The sequence below is a fragment of the Microbacterium sp. DT81.1 genome, from assembly GCF_049844955.1.
Lineage (GTDB): Bacteria > Actinomycetota > Actinomycetes > Actinomycetales > Microbacteriaceae > Microbacterium.
Genome location: NZ_JBNCMA010000001.1, coordinates 621,103 through 644,606, shown reverse-complemented (window position 1 = coordinate 644,606; position 23,504 = coordinate 621,103). Strand labels below are relative to the sequence as shown.

Here is a 23,504-nt window from a genome sequence, read left to right as displayed (position 1 = left end):
TTCCGTGGTTCGGCGAGACGCCTTGTCGCGCATCCCGCCGAGCGAGACACTTAGTCCACGCTGACCCAGGAACGGTCACCTACCGGGAGCGAACAATGACGGTTCGACGCAATTGGCGATTGAGTACGGTGGTTCTGACGGCACTGGTTGGGATGCTGTTGTTGCCGCTCCCGGCCACGGCGATGTCCGTGTCTCCCGCCCGGACACAAGCAACAGGCCTGCGGGATCTGGGCACCCTCGGTGGCCTGAATAGCCAGGGCGAGGACATCAACGCTCGGGGTCAGGTCACCGGGGTGGCGGACACCGCCGGCGGGTCACCCCACGCCTTCATGTGGACAGCGTCGGGGGATATGCAGGATCTGGGCACCCTCGGAGGCGCCGACAGCCGTGGTGTCGCCATCAACGAGTTGGGTCAGGTCATCGGCGAATCCAGTACAGGCGTGAACGGCGAGAGACATGGGTTCGTGTGGACGGCGTCGGGAGGTATGCAGGACCTGGGCACGCTCGGCGGTTGTTGTTCCGTCCCGGTGGCGATCAGCGAGCGCGGGCAGGTGACAGGGTACTCGAACCTGCCGAATGATGTGGGTATTCACGCGTTTCTGTGGACGCCTGCAGGCGGCATTCGTGATCTCGGTACCCTCGGCGGGCCGATCAGTGCTGCCACCGGAATCAACCTGCTCGGACAGGTCGTCGGCGTTTCGAGTACGGCAGAGGGAAGCACTCATGCGTTTCGGTGGACCGCGTCGGGCGGCATGCAGGACCTGGGCACGCTGGGCGGGGCCAACAGCTTCGCTCCACGGATCAACGAGTTAGGTCAGATAGTGGGGTCCTCAGAAACGGCCGACGGCTCACATCATGCGTTTCGGTGGACCCCGTCAGGTGGTATGCGGGATCTCGGCCCCTTCGTCCCCGCTGCTATCAACGCTCTCGGCCAAATCGCGGGCACAGCGATCGCTGCGAACGGCGCACAACACGCGTTCCGGTGGACGGCGTCTGGCGGTTGGCAGGACCTGGGCACCCTCGGCGGTGAGAACAGCGCAGCGACGGGAATCAACGACCTCGGTCAAGTGATCGGGCAAGCTCAGACCTCGAGCGGATCGCGGCATGCGTTTCGGTGGGCGCCGAGCAGCGGGATGAGGGACTTGGACCCACTCTTCACCAGAAGCAGCGGTGCATCTGCAATCAACATACGAGGTCAGGTCACCGGGCAGTTCTCCGCCACGGCTTGGCCCAACCCGCATGCATTCTTCTGGAGTCCATAGCAAGGCGGTCGCCGTGACACACGAGTCAGCGTCGTGGTCACTCGTTGATCGGCGATGTCGAGCATCCGACCCAGCTGACCCATCCGTCCCGCCCGGTGACTCGGGCGTGGTCTGAGCGACGTTGTCGTCGTAGATCCAGAGCGCGGCCGGACTGTCCCCGAAGCACTCCGCTGGAAGTTCGAAGTAGCCGGCGCCGCTCGAGACGAATGTCAGCAGGCTGTCGTCGGCGGTGAGATGATTCTGCACTTGCGTCCGGGGTAGCGCGCGCCGGACATATCACCCTACGCGGTGAGCATGCATCGTGAACCGTATCGGCCCGATCCGGCAATACTTAACATGAGGGCAGACAACGAAATCATCGGACGGTCGATCGATATCCCGTCCGCAGCCGTGGCAATCACCGACCGGCACGCGGTTCGCACCGCGTCCGCCCTTGCAGGCGTGGCGCTTGTCGTCGCGGCGCTCACCGGGTGCGCGACGCCGCGCGAGGCTTCCGTCAGCGCCTCGCCAACGACGTCGAGCCCTCCCCCGTCGAGCGCGGCCCTCTCCTCATCGGCCTCCCTTGCTGGAGCTGCGGGGACCGCGCTGATGCTCCCGGAAGCGTGCGAGGACATCTACTCCGACGCGATGTTCGCCCATCTGACGGCCACGGCGCCTCCACTCAACGATCCCGGGCACACCACGCCGTCCACCGAGCTTGCGGTCGGCCGGGAGGTGCTCGATACGGCCCCGACCCTGCGGTGCACGTGGGGTGGGCCCTCCGAGTACGGACTCTCGACCAACGTCACCATCGTGGATCCCGGTCAATCGGCATCCATCGAGCAGGCCGCCGTCGAGTCCGGGATGACGTGCACGCCGCACGACGAGGGCACGATCTGCCGCACCCGGGAGGACCTCTTCGTCGCCGGGGAGCTCTACGCCACCGTCGGAGAGACGCACTACTTCCGGGACAACGGCTGGATCGCCACGCACTGGACCAACTTCGCACCAGAGGGTTACACGGAAGACATCGTCGCCACGTTGTGGCCCTCACTCCCGCCGACGGGGTGAACAACCCACAGATGCACTCGCCCGCGACCTCGCCCCGTTGAAGCGCGAACTGGCGCCCGGAGTGCGAGAACCACCCGCGCCCGCCCCGGCGTCCGAGCCCCCGCGGGGGCCCGCCGACATTCTGAGTCCGCTGGAACCCCATCGTTGCGGCTCGAGAGGTCCACGGGCCGGGAGCGCACGCCGACGGACGCATCAGAAAATGTGAACCTCAGATGAGGCGCGGAACAAGGCCCGGCGACGCTGTAGCTCACGGTAGACGGTGGCTCGGTCTGGCAGCACTCACCCTGTCGTGAAAGAAGGGCACGCTGAGCCTTCGAGAGCTTCGGATGCTTCCCCTTGAGTCTCCCTTCGGGCGGGCGACCGCCATCCCTTCGCCGATGCGCCTGCTGATCAGATCACGCTCAAACTCAGCCACCATGCCGAGAACGTTGGACAGCAGCCGCCCGATCGGATCGGTCGGGTCGTACCGGCTTCCGCCGACACTCAGCGCGACGCCGTTCACACCCTCGCATAACCCACCTGTGTCTCATTCATCCGCACAGGATTCAGCGGCGCACTCGATAGCGCAGGTGAAGCACCCGGTTGCCCTGAACAACAACGTCTGGGTTTTCCAGAAGGTGCTGCGAGTCGACGGAGCCGAAGTAGCGCTTGCCGGACCCGAGGACGACGGGTGCGAGGTCCATGCGCACTTCGTCGACCAAACCTGCGGCGAGCACCTGGCCGCCGACGTCGCCGGCAGCGACCTCGACAGTGCGGTCACCCGCGAGCTCGTGCGCCTTGGCCACGGCCGCCTCGATGCCGTGGATGAAGTAGAACGGCGCGTCGGGGTCCCAGCCCTGGGGCGCCGGCCGGTGTGTCACGACGACCACGTGGTCGATCCCGCTCGGAGGCTTCCCATCCCAGCCGTCCGTGATGTCGAAGCTGTGGCGGCCGGCGATTGTCACCGCGATCTCGTCCCAGTACGGCCGGACGTGGTCGTAGGACGCTTGCGACACGTTCAGCACGCCGCTGTCGTCCAACGGCACGTCGCCGCTGACCAACCATTCGAACAGTGGACCGGGATCGTCGTTCTCGGCCGCAATGAAGCCATCGACCGAGACCGACGCATTCATGACCACTTTTTTCATGGGTTTCCTCCTCTGTTCGAAGTCCCAGTCTCGTGTGTCGTGAGTTGGCGCCCTTGTAAGGAATCAATCGGCGGGCAACGGCCACCCATCCAGCGCGTGGTCGGGATGCTCGCGTAGGAAGCGTTGCCGGACTTCGATATACCGGGTCGGCGTGAGCCCCGTGAACTCACGGAACTCGTGGACGAAGTGGGCCTGGTCGAAGTAGCCTGCGCGCGCGGCAACGTCGCCCCAGTCGATCGGTGCGGCCACGTCGATCGCCAATACGGTCATGGTGAACCGGTAGCTGCGCGCCAGCCGCTTCGGCGTCACGCCGATGACCTCCTTGAACCGCTTCGCCACGTACGTGCTGCTGGCGCGGGCTGCCACGCCCAGGTCGCTGATCGGCACCGCTCCGCCGGTCTCCGCGATGGCGCTGCTCAGGTGGCGGACGATGTCCAGGCCGTCGACCGCACGCAGCCGTCGCACCAGCTCCTCCTCCAGCAACACCAGCATTTCGTGGGGCGTGTCCGCCGAGGCCAGTCGGTGTCGCAACTCAGCGGTAGCGGGCTGGCCCCAGACCTGCTCCACCGTCGCCGGCCGATCGCACAACTCCGCCGCGGGCATCGGAAGAAACGGTGCCAGCCCCCACGGCCTGAGGTGGACGCCCACGGACCGCGTCGGGGTCGGGTAGCCGAACTCCCACGCCCGGGTGGGCGTGGTGACCGCGCAGCCGTCGGTGTATTCCGCGGCCCCTACGTCCGTGCCGACGCGGATCAGAAACGGCGCCCCGAGGTTGACGATGAGCAAAGGCGCGGGCGCCGCCGGCAGAATGAACCGGGAGTACGGCGGGGCGCCCTCCAGGTAGTAGAGGTCGTCGATCAGCCCGGCGAGCGGCGGACCGGGCACTCTGGACACATACTCCACGCTGACATCATCCCGGAAGCCCATCTGCATCGCGCGCCGCCTCACGGGCTCGGCTCGGAGCATACCGCTCCAACCCGATCGCACGGACCCGCTCCAGCCTCTCCGCAGACTCGCCGTGGTGGCTGAATGTCCGGGGGCCTCGTTAGCGTCACTTCCGTGGGAGTATTCGATGCGCGCGCCGGTCTGGATCCGGCACAGCTTGAGGCCGTTGAGCACGGCGATGGGCCGCTTGTGGTCGCGGCAGGGGCCGGCACCGGGAAGACGCGCGTACTCACCGCACGTGTCGCGCGGCTGTTGGAAGCGGGCGTCGTACCGGAACGGATCCTGCTGCTGACATTCACCCGGCGCGCAGCGTCCGCGATGCTCTCTCGCGCTGCGGTGATGTGCGGCGACGCGCAGGCTGCGCAGCGCATCGCCGGCGGCACGTTCCATGCGGTCGCGCACCGCATCGTCGCCGAGCACGCACAGCATCTGGGGCTGGAGGACGTGACGGTCATCGATCCCGACGACGTCATCGACCTGATCGACCTGCTGCGCGCGGAGCACGGGCTCGACGGCACCGAGGTACGGCTGCCCACGACACGCGCCATCGCCGACATCGCCTCTCGCGCGATCAACACCGCAACCCCGGCCCGTGCCGTCATCGAAGAGCAGTTTCCCTGGGCGCTCGAGCAGGCCGACGCGATCGCCGGCCTGTTGCGGCATTACCGCGACCGCAAGCGCGAACGCGGCCTGCTGGACCTGGATGATCTGCTCATCGCCTGGCGGGCGCTGGTCAGTGATCCCGACGTCGGGGCGCGCCTGCGGGCGCGCTGGGACTGGGTGCTCGTCGACGAGTACCAGGACGTCAATCAGCTTCAGGTCGACATCGTGCGTGGGCTCAGTCCCGACGGCCGCGGGCTCACGGTCGTCGGCGACGACGCACAGGCGATCTACGCGTTCCGAGGGGCGAGCGCCGGGCACCTGCTCGAGCTCATCGAGGCGTACCCCGACGCCACGCTCGTGCGCCTCGAACGCAACTTCCGTTCTACACAGCCGATCCTCGACCTCGCGAACCAGGTGCGCCCGGGCGAACTGAGGTTGCGGCTCGTCGCCGACCGTCCGCAGCCGGGCGCCCGGCCGACGCTGGTTACCTGCCGCAACGCCGACGACGAGGCCCGCACGATCGCCGACCGCATCCTCGCCGCGCACGTCGATGGCACGCCACTGCGTTCGCAGGCCGTGCTGATGCGCACCGGATCCCACAGCGCGCAACTCGAGGTCGAGCTCAAGGTGCGGGCGATCCCGTTCCACAAGTTCGGCGGGATCGGCTACCTGGAGACCTCGCACGTGCGCGACCTGCTGGCGAGCTTCCGAGTGGTGCTCAATCCGGCGGACGAGGTCTCCTGGTACCGCCTGCTCACCCGGCACCGCGCGATCGGCAAAGCGAGCGCGCGCGGACTCGCCGGCATACTCGCGGACGGGGGCGTCGATCGCACGGCCGACGCTGTCGCGGCGGCACCGGCGAAGGCGCGCACCGGGCTGGCGTCAACCCTGTCGCTGCTCGGCGCCGTCGACTCCACAACCGCCGTGCCGAAGCTGGTCGAAGCGTGCCGAGGGGCGGTGGATCCTCTGCTTCGCGGGCACTACCCGGATTGGCACCGGCGGGTGACCGAAGTCGACGGCATCGCCCAGGCCGCCGCTCAGCACAGCGATCTCCGCACATTCGTGAGCGAGCAGGCGATCGACCCGGTGAACGTCGCCGGCGACTGGGCGAAGCAGCCACATCTCGACGAGGACTGGCTGACCCTGTCCACGATCCACTCCGCGAAGGGCCTGGAATGGGACACTGTGCACCTCCTGCGCACGAACGACGGCGCGATGCCCTCCGACATGGCGCTCACCTCGCCCGCGGGCCTTGCCGAGGAGGAGCGCCTCTTCTACGTCGCGCTCACCCGCGCACGCGACGCCCTCGACGTCTACGTGCCCTCGCAACTGCCCACGCATCCCACCGCGTTCCTGGCCAAGCACGTCGCGGCCAAGCCCAGCAGATTCCTGACCGAGTCCGCACGCGCTCTCATGGAGCCGGTCAGCACCGCCGCCGTCACACCCGGGGCTGTGATCAAGCGGGCCGCCGCTGCGCCTCGCGTGCGCACGGACGCGTTCGACGAACTATTCGCCTGATCGGCCATCGGCTGCGGATTCAGACCACGGCTACACGCTCAGATGTGACGGGCTTTTTTTATGATCACGTCGATGCCTCTCCGTTCTGAACAGATTCTGCTCATCGCGGGCGGCGATGAAGATCGCACCGACATCGCTGCTACGCGCGCCGAAGCGCACGAGCCTGCGACCAAGCTCTTCACGCGACGGCGCGGCGGCGCATGATCGAGCCCGCCGCGACCGTCGCCGCCAGCACGGCGGCGGCGAACACGAGCAGCACCGCCACCGGAGGCGCGAACGCGAGCGCGATCCCGACCGCCAGGACCGGGATGACCGGCCCGGCGTAGGCGATGAGGAACAGCAGCGCCAGCGTCTCGCCGGCGTGTCCCGGCTCGGCGATCGCGACCGCGGTGCCGATCGCACCGCGGAAGAGCACGCCAACCCCCAGCCCCGCGACGACGCCGCCGCTCAGGAACAGGACGATCTGCGGCAGCAGGGCACCTACGGCCACGAGCGTCAGGCCTGCCGCGCACGCGATGATCGCGATCGTCAGCTGCCTGCGCAGCGGCGCGCCGGCGAGCGCGAGTTGGCCGGCCGCCGCGGAGGCGAAGATCGCGAAGACCGCCACTCCCGCGAGCAGGTGATCTCGATCCCCGAACGTGCCGGCCAGGAACGTCGGGATGAGCGAGCTGAAGAGGCCGAACACCGCGAATCCGGCGAAGGCCCCGAACGCCGCGACGAGGAAGATGGAGCGGTGGGCACGCGGAACCGAGAGCCTCTGAGGCCGGTAGCGGTGCGAAGCACTCCGGCCGGCGACCGTCTCGGGCACCGTGAGCAGCGCCATTCCGGCGGCCGTGAGCAGCACGAGGAAGACCACGTGGGGCAGCACGAGCGGATCGGGCAGGAACTCGGCGCAGAGTCCGCCGATGAGCGGACCCAGCGCGAGGCCGCCGAGGTTGGCCGCACCGGCGACCGATGTGGCCACGACCGGGTTCTCCGCGGGCCGTGCGATGGCCCGCAGTTCTCCGAGGTGCGCGGTCGCCGTCGCCGACAGGATGCCGATGCTCACGCCGTCCACCAGCCGTGCACCGATCAGTCCGAGCGATTCCGGCCAGAGCAGGAACATCACCGCGGACGCGATGGAGATCAGCACGGCGACCATCAGCATCCGCCGGCGGCCCAGCCAGTCACTCACGTGTCCGGCGAGGTACAGGCTGAGCATGACGCCGACCGCGTAGGACGAGTAGATGACGGTGACCAGGCTCACCGGAAAGCCGTCGCGCTGCTCGTACAGCGGATAGAGCGGCGTCGGCACGGTCGAGTAAGCCATCGCCGTGAGGAAGACCGCCGCGACGATCCAGAACCCCGTGCCGTGGCTCGCGCCGCCCACCGTCAGCCGAGCCATCGGCGGCTCGATGCAGCGCAGGCGAAGGGGTGCACGCCGTAAGCGTAGCCACCGCCGCCCAGGGCCGCACGGTCGGGCCTACAGGCCGACCATCTCGCCGCGAAGCCGCCGATCGCCAGGCGAGGCGCGCTCATCGGCTTATCGCCGGTCCGCCGGCGACGGGAGCGTGTCGCGTTGCTGCTCGATCCACGCGCGCACGTCGGAGCTACGCGGCCAGATCGTTGACCTCCGGGAGCGGCTCCAACCCCAGGGTTCCCTGCCGCGGTGCATTCGACGTCCATGCCGAAAAGGGCGGCACTCCCCGAAGCAACCCTGCCGGACGGGCAGTCATCGTTTCTCGCGCGCGTTACGGCGCAGCAGTCGGGACACGATCACGACAAGGGCGTACATCGCGGTGAGCGGAAGTAGCGCGCTCGACACCGCGAGGGAAGCCAGTTTCAGCGCCTTTCCGACGAGCGCCCCGGTGACGGCGGCGGACGCACCCTCCGTGATCACGGCGAAGGCCAGGAAGATGTTCTCGACGTAGTCGAACATCACCGGTAGCAGGCAAAGGAGCGCGATCCATTCCGGGACACTCCAGGATGTCGCGCGATTGGAGCGTCGGATCAGCCAGAGCGTGGTGGCGGAAAGCAAGAGACCTGCCGCCGGGGGGAAGACGTAGTCGATCGCTGCGAACAACTCATAGGCCTCGACGGCGGGTTCTGAGTATGAGCGGATCTGTTCGACCATGCTCTCCGGTGTGATGACGCTCTGGGTGTCAAGCGTCGAGAAACCCGAGATGCCTGCGAACACCGCGTCGGCGCGGAAGAGAGCCCACTGGCTCAGAGCCACGGTGTCGTCAGTGCCACAGCTCAGGACATCGCGAAGAAGGTGTCGTTCAGCGTTCCCGGCGGGACCAGTTCTCGGCGCGTCCTTCTGACTGATCCGGCAGACGCCGACTGGTCGCTCGAGCGACGTCGCGCAGACGGAGAATGGGATCGGGTGAGTCTGACAAGCGGTAGAACGGTGTCGTCAGAGTTGGAAGCCGGCAACTACCGGTTACGACCTCAGTAGTTCCGCGGAGGGCCGGGTAGGTTTCGGTGAGGTGGTCATATCTCACCAACTGAGAAGTCCCGGGAACCCGCAGGTTCCCGGGACTTTCCAGGAAGTGATGACCTCGGCCTTACGTAGCCTGACGCGGCTGCACCCCGTTCTCGATCGTCGAACGCGTCTGAGCGGGACCAACCGCAGTGAGGTCTGACGGGCCCGCGCCGCCCCGAGCACCGGATCGCCGAGTGACTCGAAGGACGAGCTTTGAGGCTTCAGCCGGCGCGAGCGCGAATCGGGTCCAGCACAGCCTCCGCCGCCCATGCGGCGGCGTCGGCGATGTCGCTGCGGCTCATCCCGAACTCGCGACGGAACGTGACCCACGTCGCAGCGGAGTCGAGGTGCGCCAAGCTTGCCACGATCGCCGCGCGCTCGGCGTCTCCCAGTGAAGGAATCTCGGCGTCGATCATCTGCTCGAGCATCGCCCGGCGCGGGCTGGGCGCCGCACCGCTGATTCCCCGCATGGTCGTCTCGGCCACGACGTGCGCCAGTTCCGGGCGCTGGTCGTAGGACTCCATCGCCGCTCTGATGGCGAGGGGCATGTCGAAGATGCTCGAGCAGTCCTGCCGAGCGAAGGCGGTGCTGTCGATCCATGCGGCCGTCGCGAGCAGCAGGTCGTTCCTCGTCGCATAGTTGCGGAAGACGGTGCGCTCGCCGACGCCGGCGCGTCTCGCGATGAGCCGGAACGACACGTCGTCGGTGCCCAGCTCTTCGATGAGCGCGGCGTAGGCGACAAGGATCGCCTCCTGCGTGCGACTCACCTCGCTCGAGGTTCGCCCACCGGGTTCGGCGATCGGGGACATCGTCATCGGGGCGTACGTCGCGGCGCGCCATCCACCTCGGTGCCGGTGAAGACGATGATGTCTTTCAGGACCTCTGCGGCCGCCCGGTCGAACGCGTCCGCGATGGCCGGGGCGCTCATTTCGAAGCCCGTCCGCATGCGAGCCCAGAACTGCGCCGAGGCGAAGTAGCGCAGGCTCGCCGCCACGCGACGCAGGTCCCGCTCGTTCACAGAAGGATGATTGGTGGCGAGCATGGCCACCAGGGCGCGGGTGAAGAAGGTGGGCTCCGGCTCGCCGGTCGGCGAGATGGATGCCGCGCGCGCACACACGAAGGCGAATGCCGGCGCCGCGTCGAAGGCCCGGAACCGGGCGCGCGACGCCTCCATGAACTCCGGGACAGTGACGAACGGCGGCATCGGGAACTCGGTCGACTCGATCCAGCCCGCGACGCCCTCCAGAAGATGAGATCTCGTCGGGAAGTGACGGTAGACCGTCCTCTCCGAGACGCCGACCGCGTCACCGAGGGTGCGATAGGAGATGTCATCCAGCGGGTTCTCGCGAAGGGCCGCGACGGCGTGCACGAGGATCGCGGTCGGAGTGTCCACCGCCTCCGGCATCATCCGCCCCTTCCCCACTGCCATCTGCTCTCTTCGGCCGTCCGCGGTGACGAATGGGCCTGTCGCGCCGACGACTCGGCCGGCAGCACGTAACGATCCGAGTCGTCCAGCGTCAGTGCGAGCGACGACACGAACTGCGTCTCCCCGTGCGCCCCTCGCTCCGCGGATGCCAGCATATCCGGGCGCTCGAAGATGTAGCCGGTGACATGGCAGCGCAGCCGCTCACCCGACGGGTTGCCGTCGGCATCGAACATGGGCGACGCGATGCCGTCCGACTGGCGTCGCAGGTAGTACCTCCCCCGCGTGACAAGCGCCATGAACGGGGTCGTGACCACCGCCACCCCGATCGCGATGAGCACCGAGAACGGGCGCACCCCCTCGCCGAGGAGGCCCCCGAACGCCGCGAGTGACAGGAGCGACGCCAGGGCGACCGACACGAGGCCGACCGGGTTCCAGTCGCGCAGCATCCCCCGGCGGAACTCCGGGAAGATCGGCGAGATGCCCAGCACGTGCTTGTTGATCGCGATGTCCGCGGCGATCGTGACCAGCCAGGCCATCACCACATTCGCGTACAGGCTGAGCACGAAGCTGATGAGGCTGAAGACATCCATCCACATCAGGGCGAGCGCGATCGCGAGGTTGAAGAGGATGAAGACCGTTCGGCCCGGGTAGGTCTTCGTGAGACGCGTGTAGACGTTCGACCACGCCAGCGACCCCGAGTAGGCGTTCGTCACATTGATCTTGATCTGCGCGACCACGACGAGGACGAGCGCCAATCCCACCGCCAGCCACTCGGGCATCAGGGACTCGTACAGGGCGATGAATTGGCGCACCGGCTCCGCGGCCCGCTGGCCCAGTTCGGGGTCGACCCGGGTGAGGAGGTAGACCGCGAGGAAGACCCCGATGACCTGCTTGATGCCGCTGAAGAGCACCCAGCCGGGTCCCGCGAAGAGCAGCGAGGCCCACCACGACAGCCGATTAGCCCGCGTGCGGGGCGGCATCGCCCGGATCACGTCGATCTGCTCGGCCAGCTGCGGGGTCAGTGCGAAGCAGACGGCGGCACTCGCGACGATCGCCCCGAAGCTGACGATCCCATCGGACTCGCCGGGGAACGCGACGAACGCGCTCACCGCGCCAGGGTCGGAGACGATCACCCACAGCAGCGGCAGCAGCGCGAGCGCGAGCCACAGCGGCGTGGTCCAGAACTGCAGGCGCTCGAGCGCGCGCATCCCGTAGATCACGATGGGGATCACCACCACGGTGGAGATGAAGTAGCCGATCGGGAGCGGGACGGCGACCGCGACGTGCAGCCCCTGCGCCATGATCGCCCCCTCGAGGGCGAAGAAGATGCACGTGAACACCGCGAAGACCACGGTCGTGATCGATGAGCCGTAGTAGCCGAAGCCCGACCCGCGGGCGATCAGATCGAGGTCGAGGTTGAAGCGGGCGGCGTAGTAGGCGATCGGCAGGCCGACGACGAAGATCACGATCGACGCGAACAGGATGCCGAGGACGGCGTTGTGCGTGCCGTGCTCGATCCCGACGCTGGCCCCGATCGAGAAGTCCGCGAGGAAGGCGATCGAGCCGAGCGCCGTCACCCCGATCGAGCCGGCGCTCCACCGTCGGAAGGACCGCGGGACATAGCGGAAGGCGTAGTCCTCGAGGCTGTCCTCGGCGGCTGCCCGCGCGTTGTCTGCCCTGCTCACCCTGAACTGCACATCGCGTCGCACTCCCTGCGCCTCGCACGTGGGGCTCATTGTGCCCGTCGCGTGTTACAGCCGCATTGCGCGCCGTCAGCGCTAGATCGTCATGGCGGCCCGCACGCCCTCCGCGGCGAATGCCCCTCCCTCGCCGGCGCGCGATGCGAATCCGCTCGCCAGCACGAGGTACTTGTCCGCGGCCTCCAGCGCGAAGCCGATGTGCTGCTCGACGAGCAGGACGGAGAGTCCGTCGCGCGCGAGCTGCATGATGGTGTGCTCTATCTCGGCGACGATCGTCGGCTGGATGCCCTCCGTCGGCTCATCGAGGATGAGCAGCTTCGGTTCCGTGATGAGCGCCCGGGCGATGGCGAGCTGCTGGCGCTGACCGCCGGAGAGCAGGCCGGCTTTGCGGCCGGCGAACTTCTCCAGCGCGGGGAACCGGGCGAGCTGCTGCTCGATGAGCGCCTTCCCCCGCTTTCGGCCGTCGGCCACGAGCTGCAGGTTCTCCATCGTCGACAGCTGCGGGAACGACTGCTGGCCCTGGGGCACGTAGGCCATCCCGCGCGCGACCCGCTTGTTGGGAGGCAGGGTCGTGACGTCGGCGCCGTCGAAGATCACCTGCCCGCTGCGCGGCTTGATGAGCCCGATGGCGACCCGCAGCAGAGTCGACTTGCCCGCGCCGTTGTGACCCAGCACCGCGACCACTCCATCGGAGGTGGGAAGCGTCACGCCGTGCAGCACGAGCGTGCGCCCGTAGCCGGCCTGGATTTCGTTCATCTCGAGCATCTCAGGCTCCCTCGCCGTGTGCAGCGGCATTCGTCGCGGTGGTCGCCGCCTCGATCGTGGGGTCGGCCACGACGAGCATCGCCGCCGTGGTTGTGGCGCCCGCCGTGCCGAGATAGACCTCCTGCACCTTGGGGTCGGCCTGCACCTGCGCCACGGTGCCCTCGGAGAGCAGCTTCCCCTGGTGCAGCACCGTGACCCGGGAGGCGTACCGGCGCATGAAGTCCATGTCGTGTTCGACGACGAGCACGGTGCGGCGCTGCGCGATGCGCTGCAGCAACTCGCCCGTGGCGGTGCGCTCGTCCTGGCTCATCCCCGCGACGGGCTCGTCGAGCAGCAGCGCCCTCGGCTCCTGGACCAGCATCATCCCGATTTCCAGCCACTGCTTCTGACCGTGGGACAGGATGCCGGCGGGCGTCTCACGCTCGCCGCTGAGTCCGGTCTCCTCGAGCGCCACCTCGATCCGCGGATCGACGCCGCGCCGGGCGCGCAGCAGGGAGAGCGATGAGCGATGCAGCCCGGCCGCGATGTCGAGGTTCTGCAGCACCGAGAGCTGCTCGAACACGCTCGCCGTCTGGAAGGTGCGACCGACCCCGAGCCGGACGATCTTCTGCGTCGACCTGCCCAGCAGCTCGTGGTCGCCGAGCGTCACCGATCCGCTCCCCCTGGACAGGCCGGTGATGGCGTCGATGCAGGTCGTCTTTCCCGCGCCGTTCGGGCCGATGAGGAATCGGACCTCACCGGGGTGGGCATCGAAGAAGACACCGTCGACAGCGACGAAGCCGTCGAACTCGACGCGCAGGTCCCTGACGACGAGCGAGCCGTCCGCGGCGGTCACTTCTTCACCTCGTCGAGCACCCGCGCCGGGGCCGGGGCAACCGGTGGCTCCGGGGTGGCGCGCGAACGCCACAAGACGCCCTTCGCCCGGCCGAACAGGGACGACAGCCCCATGGGGAGGAACAGCGTGACCAGGATGAAGACCAGCCCGAGGATGTAGATCCAGCCATCCGGCCAGCTGGAACCGAGGCTCGACTGCCCCCAACCGATCGCCATCGCGCCGAGCGCGGGGCCGAACAGCGAGGCGCGGCCCCCGAGGGCGACACCGGCGATCATCAGAATGGAGGCGGACGCGCCGATCTCGGCCGGCGTGATGATCCCGACGATGGGTACGAACATCGCCCCCGCGATGCTGGCCATGAGGGCGGCGACCACGTACGCGACGAGCTTGATGTTCGCGGGGTCGTAGCCGAGGAACCGCACGCGCTCCTCGGCGTCGCGCGTCGCGATCAGGAGTTCGCCGAAGCGGCTGCGGTTGAGCTGCCACACCGCCAGCAGGCAGAGGATGAGCAGCGCGGCGGCGATCATGAACACCATGAGCTTGTTCGCGTCGTCGTCGAGGACGTAGCCGAAGAAGTACTTGAAGTCGCTGAGTCCCGTATCACCACCGGTCTCACGGATCGTCGAGCTGATCAGCACGGCCAGGGCGACGGCGAGCGCCTGGGACAGGATGGCGAAGTACGCCCCCTTGATCCGGCGCTTGAACAGCGCGTAGCCGAGGACCGACGCGACGATCACCGGGAGCAGCACGATGGCCAGCAGCGTGAACAGATCGCTGCGGAACGGCTCCCAGAACGCCGGGAGCGACGCCGACGGGTCGTACAGGATCATGAACACGGGGAGACTGTCCGGCCCCGAGGTCTCCAGCGTCAAGTGCATCGCCATGGCGTAAGCGCCGAGCCCGAAGAAGACCCCCTGGCCGAGCACCAGCATTCCGCCACGGCCCCAGGCCAGGCCGATGCCGACCGCCGCGATCGCCCAGCAGCAGTACTTGCCGAGGTTGTTGATCCAGTGCATCGAGAGCACGGCCGGCGCGACGATCAGCAGCAGCACGGCGAACACCCCGATGCCGATCAGTGGAAGCCAGGGCTTCAGTTTCGTCATGTCAACCCCCGGGTGCGGACCGTGAACAGGCCCTGTGGTCGGAATTGCAGGAAGACGACCAGGAGCACGAAGGCGAGCACCTGGGCCATGCTCCCCGTGGTCCAGTCGGCGAAGTAGGACAGCGCGATCCCCAGGGCCCACGCGGCGATGACCGTGCCCTTGATCTGGCCGACACCGCCGGCCACGACGACCAGGAAGGCCGGGATGATGTACTGCGTGCCCATCTGAGAGTTCGTGCCGCCGATCAGGGAGGCGGCGACTCCTGCGACGCCGGCCAGGCCGGATCCGACGAAGAAGGTGATGCGGTCCACATTGCGCGTGCGGATGCCGCTGGTCTCGGCGAGATCCCGGTTCTGCACCGTCGCCCTGATTCGGCGTCCGAAGGACGAGTACTTGAGCCACGCCGCGAGGGCCGCCAGGCACAGGGCCGCGAGCACGATCGTGAAGACCTGGCGCAGCGGCCACGCGTACCCGAGCACGTCCACCTGACCGTCGAGCCAGCCCGGAGCCTCCACGGGGACTCCCTGTGCGGGAAAGATCTGCAGCGCGATCTGCTGAAGGATCAACGCCACCCCGACGGTGACCAGGAGGGTGTCCAGGGGCCGTCGGTACATCCACTGGATGATTCCGATCTCCAGGAGCAGCCCCAGGAGTCCCGCGCCGACGAAGGCAAGGGGCAGGGCCAGCAGGATCGATATGTTGCTGGAGCTCACAAACAGCTGCGTCACGTAGGCGATGAAGGCGCCGGCCATGATGAATTCGCCGTGCGCCATGTTGATCACCCCCATCTGGCCGAAGGTGAGCGTGAGCCCCAGCGCCGCGAGCAGCAGCAGAGCACCCAGCGCGGTGCCGTTCAGGAGCGGCGGTATGAGTGCGTCCACGGGCTGTCGCTTTCTCTCGTGGGGATGGTGGGGCGGGTGCTCAGGGTCCCGTGGTCGGCCACGGGACCCTGAGCGCCGTGGCGGATCAGCCGGCCGCGGCTACGAGCGCATCGCGGACGTCGGAGGGGAACCAGTCGTACCCCTCGAGGTACGGGTCGGGCTCGATGACGCCCTCGGACGACCAGACGATGTCGAACTGGTTGTCGGCGTTGATGCGGCCGATGTTGCCGGGCTTGGAGATGTGGTGGTTCTCGCCGTCCAGCGTGACGACGCCCTCCGGCGCGTCGACGGTGATGCCGCCCGCGGCCGCGGCCGCGTTGATCTCATCGACGTCGAACGTACCGGCTGCCTCGGCAAGAGCCTTGTAGAGGTACAGCGAGATGTATGCGGCCTCCATCGGGTCGGAGGTCACCCCGCTGCTGCCGGGGTAGGCCTTCCAGCGCTCGATGAAACCCGGGTTGTTCGGGGTCTGCAGTGACTGGAAGTAGTTCCACGACGCGTAATTGCCGGTGACCTCGTGACCCATCGCCGGCGCCTCCTCCTCGGCGATAGACACGGAGATGATGGGGGTCGTCTCCGGGGTGAGACCGGCGTCGTAGTAGGCCTTCACGAATCCGACGTTCGACGAGCCGTTGATGGTGTTGAAGATGAAGTCGGGGTCGGCCTCCACGATCTTCGCGACCTGCGTGGTCCAGTCGTCCCGGTCGAGCGGAACGTACTCCTCGCCGACGATCTCGATGCCGAGCTCGGCGGCGTAGAGCTTGATGATCGCGTTCGCGGTGCGCGGGAACACATAGTCGGATCCGGCCAGGAAGAGCGTCTCGACGCCCTGGGCGGCGAGATAGTCCATGGCCGGGATGATCTGCTGGTTGGTCGTGGCACCGGTGTAGTAGATGTTCGGCGAGGCCTCGAGGCCCTCGTATTGCACCGGGTAGAAGAACAGGCCGTTGTGCTCTTCGACGACCGGCTTGACGGCCTTGCGGGACGACGAGGTCCAGCCGCCGAAGATCGCGGCGACGCAGTCCTGGGTGAGCAGCTTCTCGGTCTTCTCCGCGAAGGTGGGCCAGTCGGTGGCGCCGTCCTCCTGGATGTACTCGATCTGCTTGCCCAGGATGCCGCCGTCGGCGTTGATCTCGTCCGCGGCCATGTGCAGGACGTTGGAGACGGTCTGCTCGGAGATGGCCATGCCACCCGTCAGCGAGTTGAGGAAGCCGAGCTTGATCGTGTCGCCGGACGAGTCGATGCAGCTCTCGGACGCGGCGGCGCTGCCCGATGCCGCGGGCGCTGCGGTGTCGCCGGCGCGGGCGCCGCATCCCGCGAGGAGGAGGGCCGCGGCGGCGGCCATGGCCGGAACGGCCAGCAGGCCGCGCGCCCTTCGATTCCGTGTGGTTGTCATGGGAACTCCGTTTCTGTGTGGTGCAGGTGGTGCGTTCTCGGGATGGGTGGTGCATCCTGCAGGCACGCCGATCGACGCCGGGATGCCGGCGAGATGACCGGGCACGCCGAAGAGCGGATGTGCCGGGTGACGGGCGGGACGGACTGATCGGTGAATCAGGGTGTGGTGCAGGGGGACTGCCGGTGATGCGTCGAGGTGCCGTGCTCCGCGTGCCGGTGTTCAGCCGAAGAAGGTGGGCGCCGACTGCTGCGGTAGTGCCAGCATGGGACCGCGTCATTGCTCTGACATTTCTCGATTGTTCCGATTCTGTTAACCGTGAGCCGGGCTTAGCGCCGCAAACCTTGATTTCCCGGGGTCCGCGCCGCTGACACGGTGCGATGCCCCTTCCGTGACGTCCACCGAAACAGGCCGATATGGCACACTTCTGACATCACCCGCCGGAGGCCCGAATGCACTTCACTCCCGCCGAAACCGAGAAGCTTCTGCTGTCGGTCGCAGCGATGGTCGCGCGCGACCGGCTCGACCGCGGCATCCTCCTCAACCACCCCGAAACGGTCGCCCTGCTCTCGTGCTGGGTCATCGAACGTGCCAGAGAAGGACGTGGCGTCGCAGAGCTGATGCAGGAGGGCCGCACCGTTCTCACGCGCGACCAGGTGATGCCGGGCGTTCCCGAGATGCTCGCCGACGTGCAGGTCGAGGCCACGTTCCCCGACGGCCGCAAACTCGTCACCGTCCACCACCCGATCGACTGAGGAGTCGCCGTGGCATCCGCTTCCTCCGAAGGCCCAGGCGCCGTCCGAATTCGACCGGGGCGCATCGAGCTGAACGCCGACCGCACCGAGTCCGAGCGCATCCGGCTCGTGTTCGTGAACACCGGCGACCGCCCCATCCAGATCGGCTCTCACATCCATCTGCCCGACGTGAACAGTGCGCTGGAATTCGACCGGGCCCGCGCTCACGGGTTCCGCCTCGACATCGCCTCCGGCACGTCGCAGCGCTTCGAGCCGGGCGCCTCACGTGAGCTCGACGCTGTGGCGCTGCGCGGAGCGCGTCGGGTCCCCGGCATACAGCTCAAGACCGAAGGACAGGAGCTGCTCGATGGTCTGGCTTGACCGATCCCGATATGCGGCGATCTACGGACCGACCGTGGGAGACGAGGTGCGCCTGGGCGACACCGACCTCTGGATCCAGATCGAGCGCGACCTCACCGTCGGCGGCGAGGAGGCCGTCTTCGGCGGCGGCAAGTCCATCCGCGAGTCGATGGCGCAGGCGACCACGACGCGGGCTGACGGCGCCCTCGACACCGTCATCACCAACGCGATCATCCTGGACTGGTGGGGCATCGTCCGCGCCGACATCGGCATCCGGGACGGACGCATCGTGGGGATCGGCCATGCGGGCAACCCCGACATCAGCGACGGCATCGACATGATCATCGGGCCGTCCACCGACGTCGTCTCCGGTGAGGGGCGCATCGTGACCGCGGGCGCCATCGACTCGCACGTCCACCTGCTCTCGCCCTCCCAGATCCACGAGGCCCTGGCCACCGGCATCACGACGATCGTCGGCGGCGGCACCGGCCCCTCCGAGGGGTCCAAGGCGACGACCGTCACCCCCGGGGCGTGGCATCTGTCCGCCATGCACCGCGCGCTGGACCCCCTGCCGGTGAACGTCCTGCTGCTCGGCAAGGGCAACACCGTGTCGATGGCGGCGCTGAAGGAGCAGGCGCTCGCCGGCGCCGCGGGCTACAAGGTGCACGAGGACTGGGGCTCCTCCCCCGCGGCGATCGACGCGTCGCTGCGCGCGGCCGAGGACTGGGGCCTGCAGGTCGCGCTGCACTCGGACTCCCTCAACGAGTCGGGCTTCGTCGAGTCCACGATCGCGGCGATGGGCGGCCGATCGATCCATGCGTTCCACGTCGAGGGCGCCGGCGGCGGCCACGCCCCCGACATCCTCTCGATCGCAGGGCTGCCCAACGTCATCCCGGGTTCCACCAACCCGACCCTGCCGCACACCGTCAACACCGTGGCGGAGCACCTCGACATGCTGATGGTCTGCCACCACCTGAACCCATCGGTGCCCGAGGACCTCGCCTTCGCGGAGTCGCGCATCCGTGCCACCACGATCGCCGCGGAAGACATCCTGCACGACATCGGAGCCCTGTCGGTGACCTCGTCCGACGCGCAGGCCATGGGCAGGATCGGCGAAGTGATCACGCGCACGTGGCAGGTCGCCCACGTCATGAAGCACCGCCGGGGACCGCTCGGCGGCGGGATGCCGGCGGACAACGAGCGCGCGCGCCGCTACATCGCGAAGTACACGATCAACCCGGCGAGCGCGCACGGGATCGCCTACGACGTGGGGTCGGTCGAGGTCGGCAGACTGGCCGATCTCGCCGTGTGGGACCCGAAGTTCTTCGGGGTACGGCCCGCCGTCGTCATCAAGGGCGGCGCGATCGCGTGGGCGGCGCTCGGCGACCCGAACGCCTCGATCCCGACGCCGCAGCCCGTGATGATGCGCCCCTCCTTCGGCGACACGATCGGCGCCGACCTCTCGGTGACCTACGTCTCTCCCGCGGCCCTGGAGGACGGCCTGGCCGAGACGCTCAACCTGCGTCGCCGGCTCGCCGCGGTGCAGCCCACGCGTCACATCGGCAAGGCCGACATGAAGAACAACGACGTCCTGCCCTCCATCCGCATCCGGCCCGACACGTTCGAGATCGCGATCGACGGCGAAGACGTGCAGCCGGCGCCCGCGGCCTCCCTCCCCCTCGCCCAGCTGTACAACCTGTTCTGAGACCGCCCCGTGGACTCCGCCGCACACACCGTCACCCTGCTGCTCGGCGACGCACGCCTCCCCTCGGGTGGGCACGCGTTCTCGGCGGGTCTCGAGCCGGCCATCCAGGGAGGACTCGCCCGACGAGATGTCGCCGCATTCCTCCGCGCCCGTGCTCGTACGACCACGCTCGTCGACGCGGCGACGGCGGTCGTGGCGCGGCGCGCCGCACTGACCGGCGCGCCGTACGCCCCCGTCGAACGGGCCTGGGCAGCCCGCACCCCCAGCCGAGCAGCGCGCACCGCGTCGACTGACCTCGGCCGCGGACTGCTCCGACTCGCGCAGCGCCTCTGGCCGCAGGCTCCGGCGATCGCCGCCCTGACGACCGGTGATACCCCATCGCCCGCGCGCCCCATCGTGCTCGGGGCGATCGCCGCCCACGCGGGACTCGACGCCGAGACCCTGGTGCGCGTCGCCGTCTACGACGACATGGCGGGCGGCGCCGCGGCCCTTCTCAAGCTGGAGCCCGGCGACCCCGTCGACGGAGTGCGGCTCGTGCTGGACGCGTGCGCCTCGGTCGATCCCCTCATCCCCCAGCTCGCCGCGCTCGCCTCACCCGAGGCGATCCCCGCGGCGAGCGCCCCCCAAGCCGAGGTGTGGACCGAGGCCCACGCCCGAACGAACAGGAGACTCTTCCGTGCCTGACTCCCCGCTCACCTCCCGCGCGCTCCGACTCGGCGTCGCCGGTCCCGTCGGCACCGGCAAGTCGTCGCTGATCGCGACGGTGTGCCGTGCCCTCGCCGCCGAACTGCGCCTCGGCGTCATCACGAACGACATCTACACCGACGAGGACGCCCGGTTCCTCCGCTCGGCCGGGGTGCTCGACCCCGAGCGCATCCGCGCCGTCGAGACCGGGGCCTGCCCGCACACCGCGATCCGCGACGACATCACCACCAACCTGCTCGCGGCCGAAGACCTCGAACGCGACTTCGCGCCGCTCGACGTCGTGCTCATCGAGTCGGGCGGAGACAACCTGACCGCGACCTTCTCACCCGCCCTGGTCGACGCGCAGATCTTCGTGCTCGACGTCGCGGGCGGGGGCGACGTCGCACGCAAGGGCGGCCCCGGCATCGGTCGCGCCGACCTCCTCGTCATCAACAAGACCGACCTCGCCCCGTACGTGGACGTCGACGTCGCGCAGATGGTGGCGGATGCCGAGGCGGCGCGCGACGGTCGTGCCGTGCTCGCCCTGTCGCGGCACGACGCCGCGTCCGTCGCGGCGCTGCGCGCCTGGGTGCTCACGATCCTCGCCGGCCACCGCGCCGGCACGCACATCGCGCAGGACCCCGGCCCCATGGCCCCGCACTTCCACGCCGACGAGGAGCACCCGGAGGGCGGATTCGTCCACTCCCACGCCGGCGATGAGCCCCACGACCACGACCTGAACCACGACCACTTCCCCGCGCACGCCGCTGCGGGGGCGAACCCGAGCGAGTGACCCCCACCCGCATCGCGCTCACGGCGGGCGAGCCGCGCGCGCACGTGCAGCTCGCGGTCGGCGCGCTCGCCCCGCGCCTGATAACCCGCGATGCCACGCGTGCGCACGTCGCAGTCACGGCCGCCGGAATGGTGCTGCTCGGGGGCGACCACGTGCACGTCGCGATCGACGTCGGTCCCGGGTGCACTCTCGAGATCGAGGATGTCGGGGGCACCGTCGCCTACCGCGGGGCGCCCTCGTCCTGGGTCCTGGATGTGCGGATCGGAGTCGGTGGAACGCTGCTGTGGCACGGGCTTCCGTTCGTGGTCACCGACGGCGCCGACGCCGAACGTCGCAGCTCCCTCACCCTGGCCGACGGAGCGCGCGCCCTCATCCGGGAGACCCTCGTGCTCGGCAGGCACGGCGAGCGAGGCGGTCGGCTCACCTCGGAGCTCACCGTCGTCGACGAGACCGGCCCGGTGCTCATCGAGCGGCTGGAGGCCGACGGGGCGGCGCCCCAGCCGGGGGTGCTGGGTCAGAACCGGGTGATCGATGCCGTGATCGCGGTCGGATTCCGCCCGCCCGCCCGCCCGGGCGACCTCGAGTTCGACCGCCCCGGCTCGATGGCGCGCCATCTCTCGGACCACACCCACGGCTCGCCGCTGGACCCCGTGTGGGACGCCTGGGCCGGGGCGGCCGCGGAGCGGGCGCACGCCGAAGAGGCGGTGATCGCCCGATGACATCGCTCACCGAAGACCGCGCCCCCGCGCGCATCCTGCCGAGTACGATCGGCGTCATCTCGCTGATCGCGCTCCTGCACGTGGTCGGGTGGGGCGTCCTCCTCCTGCTCGTGATCCCGGCCGGCATCCCGCTCGGCGGCGCGGGCGGCGCGGTCGTCACGCTCGGCGTCGGCCTCACCGCCTATGCCCTGGGAGTGCGGCACGCGTTCGACGCCGACCACATCGCCGGGATCGACAACACGACGCGCCGCCTCGCCGAGCGGGGCAGGCCCGCGAACACGGTCGGCTTCTGGTTCTCGCTCGGTCACTCCACGATCGTCGTCGTGCTCTGCATCCTGCTGACCCTGGGCATCACCGCGATCGGCGCCTCGCTCGCCGATGAGTCCTCCGCCCTTCGCACGTGGACGGGGGTGATCGGCCCCAGCGTCTCGGGCTTCTTCCTGCTCCTGATCGCCGCCATCAACATCGCGTCGCTGCGACGGCGCCACGGGCACGCCGGCGGCCCAGTGCTGCGGATGCTCGGCCCGTTCGAGAAGGCGGTCGACCGCCCCTCGCGGATGTACATCGTCGGTCTGCTCTTCGGGCTCGGCTTCGACACCGCAACCGAGATCGGACTGCTCACGCTCGCGGGCGCAGCGTCGCTCGCGGCCGTGCCCTGGTGGGCCGCGCTCACGCTGCCCATCCTCTTCGCCGCCGGAATGAGCGCCTTCGACACCACCCAGGGCGCGGTGATGCGTCGCGCTTACTCATGGCAACCCGGGCGCCGTCACCTCGGAGAGGTGTACGCCATGGCGATGACCGGGCTCTCCGTCGTCGCCGCTGTGCTCATCGCGATAGTCCAGCTCTCTGACGTCCTCGTCGCGAATCTCGGGCTCGGTGGCCCGCTCCCCTGGGTGGCGTCGGTCCGGCTCGATGGCCTCGGGTTCGTGCTGACCGGGCTTCTTCTCGTGACATGGGCGGCTGTGCTGGCAGCGATGGGATGGACTCGCCCGAGGACGGACTGACCGTTATCGTCCAGGATTCGAGCGCTTCAACTCCCGCAGCTGCGCGGCATTCGTCATTTCCGGAGCTGAGGAGTCGGTGCCGCCCTTCCCGCCAACGGTTCCGAGCACAATTCAAGTCTCTGAAGCGCGCTCTGGCCGCAACGCGACCGTTCTCCGCCCGCAGGAACCCGATCTCGCCGAGCGTGCCGATCGCGAGGCGAGAGCGGTCAATTCGATGGCATTGCGATGAGGTGGTCACGTTTCACCAACTAAGAAGTCCCGGGAACCCTGAGGTTCCCGGGACTTTTCGGTCGGGATGACAGGATTTGAACCTGCGACCCCTTGACCCCCAGTCAAGTGCGCTACCAAGCTGCGCCACATCCCGATTCTTCAGTTGTCGTGACCGTGCCGAAGCGCGGACAACTCCCCCATCTTACCCGCTCGCCGTAGCCGC

The 23,504-nt window shown here is 68.6% G+C and carries 22 protein-coding genes, 1 tRNA gene and 1 pseudogene; 10 read left to right on the top strand and 14 right to left on the bottom strand.

Annotation, left to right across the window (positions count from 1 at the left end; all coding sequences use genetic code 11):
• Positions 1–95: 95 nt before the first annotated feature.
• Positions 96–1,262, top strand: a complete 1,167-nt coding sequence (locus ACLQ2Q_RS02955; RefSeq protein ID WP_425817771.1) for a hypothetical protein — start codon at positions 96–98, stop codon at positions 1,260–1,262.
• A gap of 336 nt (positions 1,263–1,598) precedes the next feature.
• Positions 1,599–2,312 (top strand): hypothetical protein, encoded by a 714-nt coding sequence (locus ACLQ2Q_RS02950; RefSeq protein ID WP_425817769.1) that lies wholly within the window; start codon positions 1,599–1,601, stop codon positions 2,310–2,312.
• 293 nt (positions 2,313–2,605) lie between these two features.
• On the opposite strand, the pseudogene ACLQ2Q_RS02945 reads toward ACLQ2Q_RS02950, so the two are convergent.
• From ACLQ2Q_RS02945 to ACLQ2Q_RS02935, 3 genes and pseudogenes are all read right to left on the bottom strand, one after another.
• Positions 2,606–2,805: pseudogene (locus tag ACLQ2Q_RS02945) on the bottom strand (recombinase family protein); the annotation flags it as partial.
• A 52-nt stretch (positions 2,806–2,857) separates the two neighbouring features.
• Positions 2,858–3,439 (bottom strand): dihydrofolate reductase family protein, encoded by a 582-nt coding sequence (locus ACLQ2Q_RS02940; RefSeq protein ID WP_425817767.1) that lies wholly within the window; start codon positions 3,437–3,439, stop codon positions 2,858–2,860.
• Positions 3,440–3,502: 63 nt separating this feature from the next.
• Complete coding sequence (locus ACLQ2Q_RS02935; RefSeq protein ID WP_425817765.1) at positions 3,503–4,372, bottom strand: helix-turn-helix domain-containing protein; 870 nt, start codon at positions 4,370–4,372, stop codon at positions 3,503–3,505.
• Between the two features lie 126 nt (positions 4,373–4,498).
• Here ACLQ2Q_RS02935 and ACLQ2Q_RS02930 point away from each other — a divergent pair, with 126 nt between their 5' ends.
• Entirely contained in the window at positions 4,499–6,505 is a 2,007-nt protein-coding gene (locus tag ACLQ2Q_RS02930; RefSeq protein ID WP_425817763.1) for an ATP-dependent helicase, read from the top strand.
• 178 nt (positions 6,506–6,683) lie between these two features.
• On the opposite strand, the gene ACLQ2Q_RS02925 is transcribed toward ACLQ2Q_RS02930, so the two are convergent.
• The 10 genes from ACLQ2Q_RS02925 to urtA form a co-directional block, all read right to left on the bottom strand.
• Positions 6,684–7,889 (bottom strand): MFS transporter, encoded by a 1,206-nt coding sequence (locus ACLQ2Q_RS02925; RefSeq protein WP_425817761.1) that lies wholly within the window; start codon positions 7,887–7,889, stop codon positions 6,684–6,686.
• 327 nt (positions 7,890–8,216) lie between these two features.
• Positions 8,217–8,720, bottom strand: a complete 504-nt coding sequence (locus ACLQ2Q_RS02920; RefSeq protein WP_425817759.1) for a hypothetical protein — start codon at positions 8,718–8,720, stop codon at positions 8,217–8,219.
• A 470-nt stretch (positions 8,721–9,190) separates the two neighbouring features.
• Positions 9,191–9,784, bottom strand: coding sequence for a TetR/AcrR family transcriptional regulator (locus ACLQ2Q_RS02915; protein ID WP_425817757.1), 594 nt, complete (start codon positions 9,782–9,784; stop codon positions 9,191–9,193).
• A complete protein-coding gene (locus tag ACLQ2Q_RS02910) occupies positions 9,781–10,398 on the bottom strand; it encodes a TetR/AcrR family transcriptional regulator (RefSeq protein ID WP_425817755.1) in 618 nt (205 codons plus the stop codon). The genes ACLQ2Q_RS02915 and ACLQ2Q_RS02910 overlap by 4 nt, the downstream gene beginning before the upstream one ends.
• Positions 10,374–12,131, bottom strand: coding sequence for a purine-cytosine permease family protein (locus ACLQ2Q_RS02905; protein ID WP_425817753.1), 1,758 nt, complete (start codon positions 12,129–12,131; stop codon positions 10,374–10,376). Before ACLQ2Q_RS02905 ends, ACLQ2Q_RS02910 begins: the two co-directional genes overlap by 25 nt.
• A gap of 42 nt (positions 12,132–12,173) precedes the next feature.
• Positions 12,174–12,851: an ATP-binding cassette domain-containing protein gene (locus ACLQ2Q_RS02900; RefSeq protein WP_425817751.1), complete on the bottom strand. Its 678-nt coding sequence runs from the start codon at positions 12,849–12,851 to the stop codon at positions 12,174–12,176.
• A 10-nt stretch (positions 12,852–12,861) separates the two neighbouring features.
• On the bottom strand, positions 12,862–13,695 hold the full coding sequence (gene urtD / locus ACLQ2Q_RS02895) for an urea ABC transporter ATP-binding protein UrtD (RefSeq protein WP_425817749.1): 834 nt from the start codon (positions 13,693–13,695) through the stop codon (positions 12,862–12,864).
• Positions 13,692–14,798 (bottom strand): urea ABC transporter permease subunit UrtC, encoded by a 1,107-nt coding sequence (urtC, locus tag ACLQ2Q_RS02890; RefSeq protein ID WP_425817747.1) that lies wholly within the window; start codon positions 14,796–14,798, stop codon positions 13,692–13,694. The genes urtD and urtC overlap by 4 nt, the downstream gene beginning before the upstream one ends.
• Positions 14,795–15,679, bottom strand: coding sequence for an urea ABC transporter permease subunit UrtB (urtB, locus tag ACLQ2Q_RS02885; RefSeq protein ID WP_425817745.1), 885 nt, complete (start codon positions 15,677–15,679; stop codon positions 14,795–14,797). Before urtB ends, urtC begins: the two co-directional genes overlap by 4 nt.
• Positions 15,680–15,764: 85 nt before the next feature.
• Positions 15,765–17,075 carry an urea ABC transporter substrate-binding protein gene (gene urtA, locus ACLQ2Q_RS02880; RefSeq protein WP_425817743.1) on the bottom strand — a complete coding sequence of 437 codons (1,311 nt, stop codon included), beginning with the start codon at positions 17,073–17,075 and terminating at the stop codon, positions 15,765–15,767.
• Positions 17,076–17,524: 449 nt separating this feature from the next.
• Between urtA and ACLQ2Q_RS02875 the strand changes: the two genes are divergently transcribed.
• Genes ACLQ2Q_RS02875 through ACLQ2Q_RS02845 form a run of 7 tightly spaced genes read left to right on the top strand, consistent with a single transcriptional unit; the run spans position 17,525 to position 23,071 of the window.
• Positions 17,525–17,827, top strand: coding sequence for an urease subunit gamma (locus ACLQ2Q_RS02875; RefSeq protein WP_425817741.1), 303 nt, complete (start codon positions 17,525–17,527; stop codon positions 17,825–17,827).
• 9 nt (positions 17,828–17,836) lie between these two features.
• Positions 17,837–18,187, top strand: coding sequence for an urease subunit beta (ureB, locus tag ACLQ2Q_RS02870; protein WP_425817739.1), 351 nt, complete (start codon positions 17,837–17,839; stop codon positions 18,185–18,187).
• Positions 18,174–19,871, top strand: a complete 1,698-nt coding sequence (locus ACLQ2Q_RS02865) for an urease subunit alpha (protein ID WP_425817737.1) — start codon at positions 18,174–18,176, stop codon at positions 19,869–19,871. The genes ureB and ACLQ2Q_RS02865 overlap by 14 nt, the downstream gene beginning before the upstream one ends.
• 9 nt (positions 19,872–19,880) lie before the next feature.
• Positions 19,881–20,555: an urease accessory protein UreF gene (locus ACLQ2Q_RS02860; protein WP_425817735.1), complete on the top strand. Its 675-nt coding sequence runs from the start codon at positions 19,881–19,883 to the stop codon at positions 20,553–20,555.
• Positions 20,548–21,348 (top strand): urease accessory protein UreG, encoded by an 801-nt coding sequence (gene ureG / locus ACLQ2Q_RS02855; protein WP_425817733.1) that lies wholly within the window; start codon positions 20,548–20,550, stop codon positions 21,346–21,348. Before ACLQ2Q_RS02860 ends, ureG begins: the two co-directional genes overlap by 8 nt.
• On the top strand, positions 21,345–22,067 hold the full coding sequence (locus tag ACLQ2Q_RS02850; RefSeq protein ID WP_425817731.1) for an urease accessory protein UreD: 723 nt from the start codon (positions 21,345–21,347) through the stop codon (positions 22,065–22,067). Before ureG ends, ACLQ2Q_RS02850 begins: the two co-directional genes overlap by 4 nt.
• Positions 22,064–23,071: a HoxN/HupN/NixA family nickel/cobalt transporter gene (locus ACLQ2Q_RS02845; protein ID WP_425817729.1), complete on the top strand. Its 1,008-nt coding sequence runs from the start codon at positions 22,064–22,066 to the stop codon at positions 23,069–23,071. The genes ACLQ2Q_RS02850 and ACLQ2Q_RS02845 overlap by 4 nt, the downstream gene beginning before the upstream one ends.
• A gap of 290 nt (positions 23,072–23,361) precedes the next feature.
• On the opposite strand, the gene ACLQ2Q_RS02840 is transcribed toward ACLQ2Q_RS02845, so the two are convergent.
• Positions 23,362–23,435, bottom strand: a tRNA-Pro gene (locus ACLQ2Q_RS02840).
• Between the last annotated feature and the right edge of the window lie 69 nt (positions 23,436–23,504).

Bases quoted from the DNA above. Each gene is read 5' to 3' on its own strand.
- ACLQ2Q_RS02955 (WP_425817771.1), top strand. From the start codon at position 96: ATGACGGTTCGACGCAATTGGCGATTGAGTACGGTGGTTCTGACGGCA.
- ACLQ2Q_RS02950 (WP_425817769.1), top strand. From the start codon at position 1,599: ATGAGGGCAGACAACGAAATCATCGGACGGTCGATCGATATCCCGTCC.
- ACLQ2Q_RS02940 (WP_425817767.1), bottom strand. From the start codon at position 3,439: ATGAAAAAAGTGGTCATGAATGCGTCGGTCTCGGTCGATGGCTTCATT.
- ACLQ2Q_RS02935 (WP_425817765.1), bottom strand. From the start codon at position 4,372: ATGCAGATGGGCTTCCGGGATGATGTCAGCGTGGAGTATGTGTCCAGA.
- ACLQ2Q_RS02925 (WP_425817761.1), bottom strand. From the start codon at position 7,889: ATGGCTCGGCTGACGGTGGGCGGCGCGAGCCACGGCACGGGGTTCTGG.
- ACLQ2Q_RS02915 (WP_425817757.1), bottom strand. From the start codon at position 9,784: ATGACGATGTCCCCGATCGCCGAACCCGGTGGGCGAACCTCGAGCGAG.
- ACLQ2Q_RS02910 (WP_425817755.1), bottom strand. From the start codon at position 10,398: ATGGCAGTGGGGAAGGGGCGGATGATGCCGGAGGCGGTGGACACTCCG.
- ACLQ2Q_RS02905 (WP_425817753.1), bottom strand. From the start codon at position 12,131: ATGAGCCCCACGTGCGAGGCGCAGGGAGTGCGACGCGATGTGCAGTTC.
- ACLQ2Q_RS02900 (WP_425817751.1), bottom strand. From the start codon at position 12,851: ATGAACGAAATCCAGGCCGGCTACGGGCGCACGCTCGTGCTGCACGGC.
- urtC (WP_425817747.1), bottom strand. From the start codon at position 14,798: ATGACGAAACTGAAGCCCTGGCTTCCACTGATCGGCATCGGGGTGTTC.
- urtA (WP_425817743.1), bottom strand. From the start codon at position 17,075: ATGACAACCACACGGAATCGAAGGGCGCGCGGCCTGCTGGCCGTTCCG.
- ACLQ2Q_RS02875 (WP_425817741.1), top strand. From the start codon at position 17,525: ATGCACTTCACTCCCGCCGAAACCGAGAAGCTTCTGCTGTCGGTCGCA.
- ACLQ2Q_RS02865 (WP_425817737.1), top strand. From the start codon at position 18,174: ATGGTCTGGCTTGACCGATCCCGATATGCGGCGATCTACGGACCGACC.
- ACLQ2Q_RS02845 (WP_425817729.1), top strand. From the start codon at position 22,064: ATGACATCGCTCACCGAAGACCGCGCCCCCGCGCGCATCCTGCCGAGT.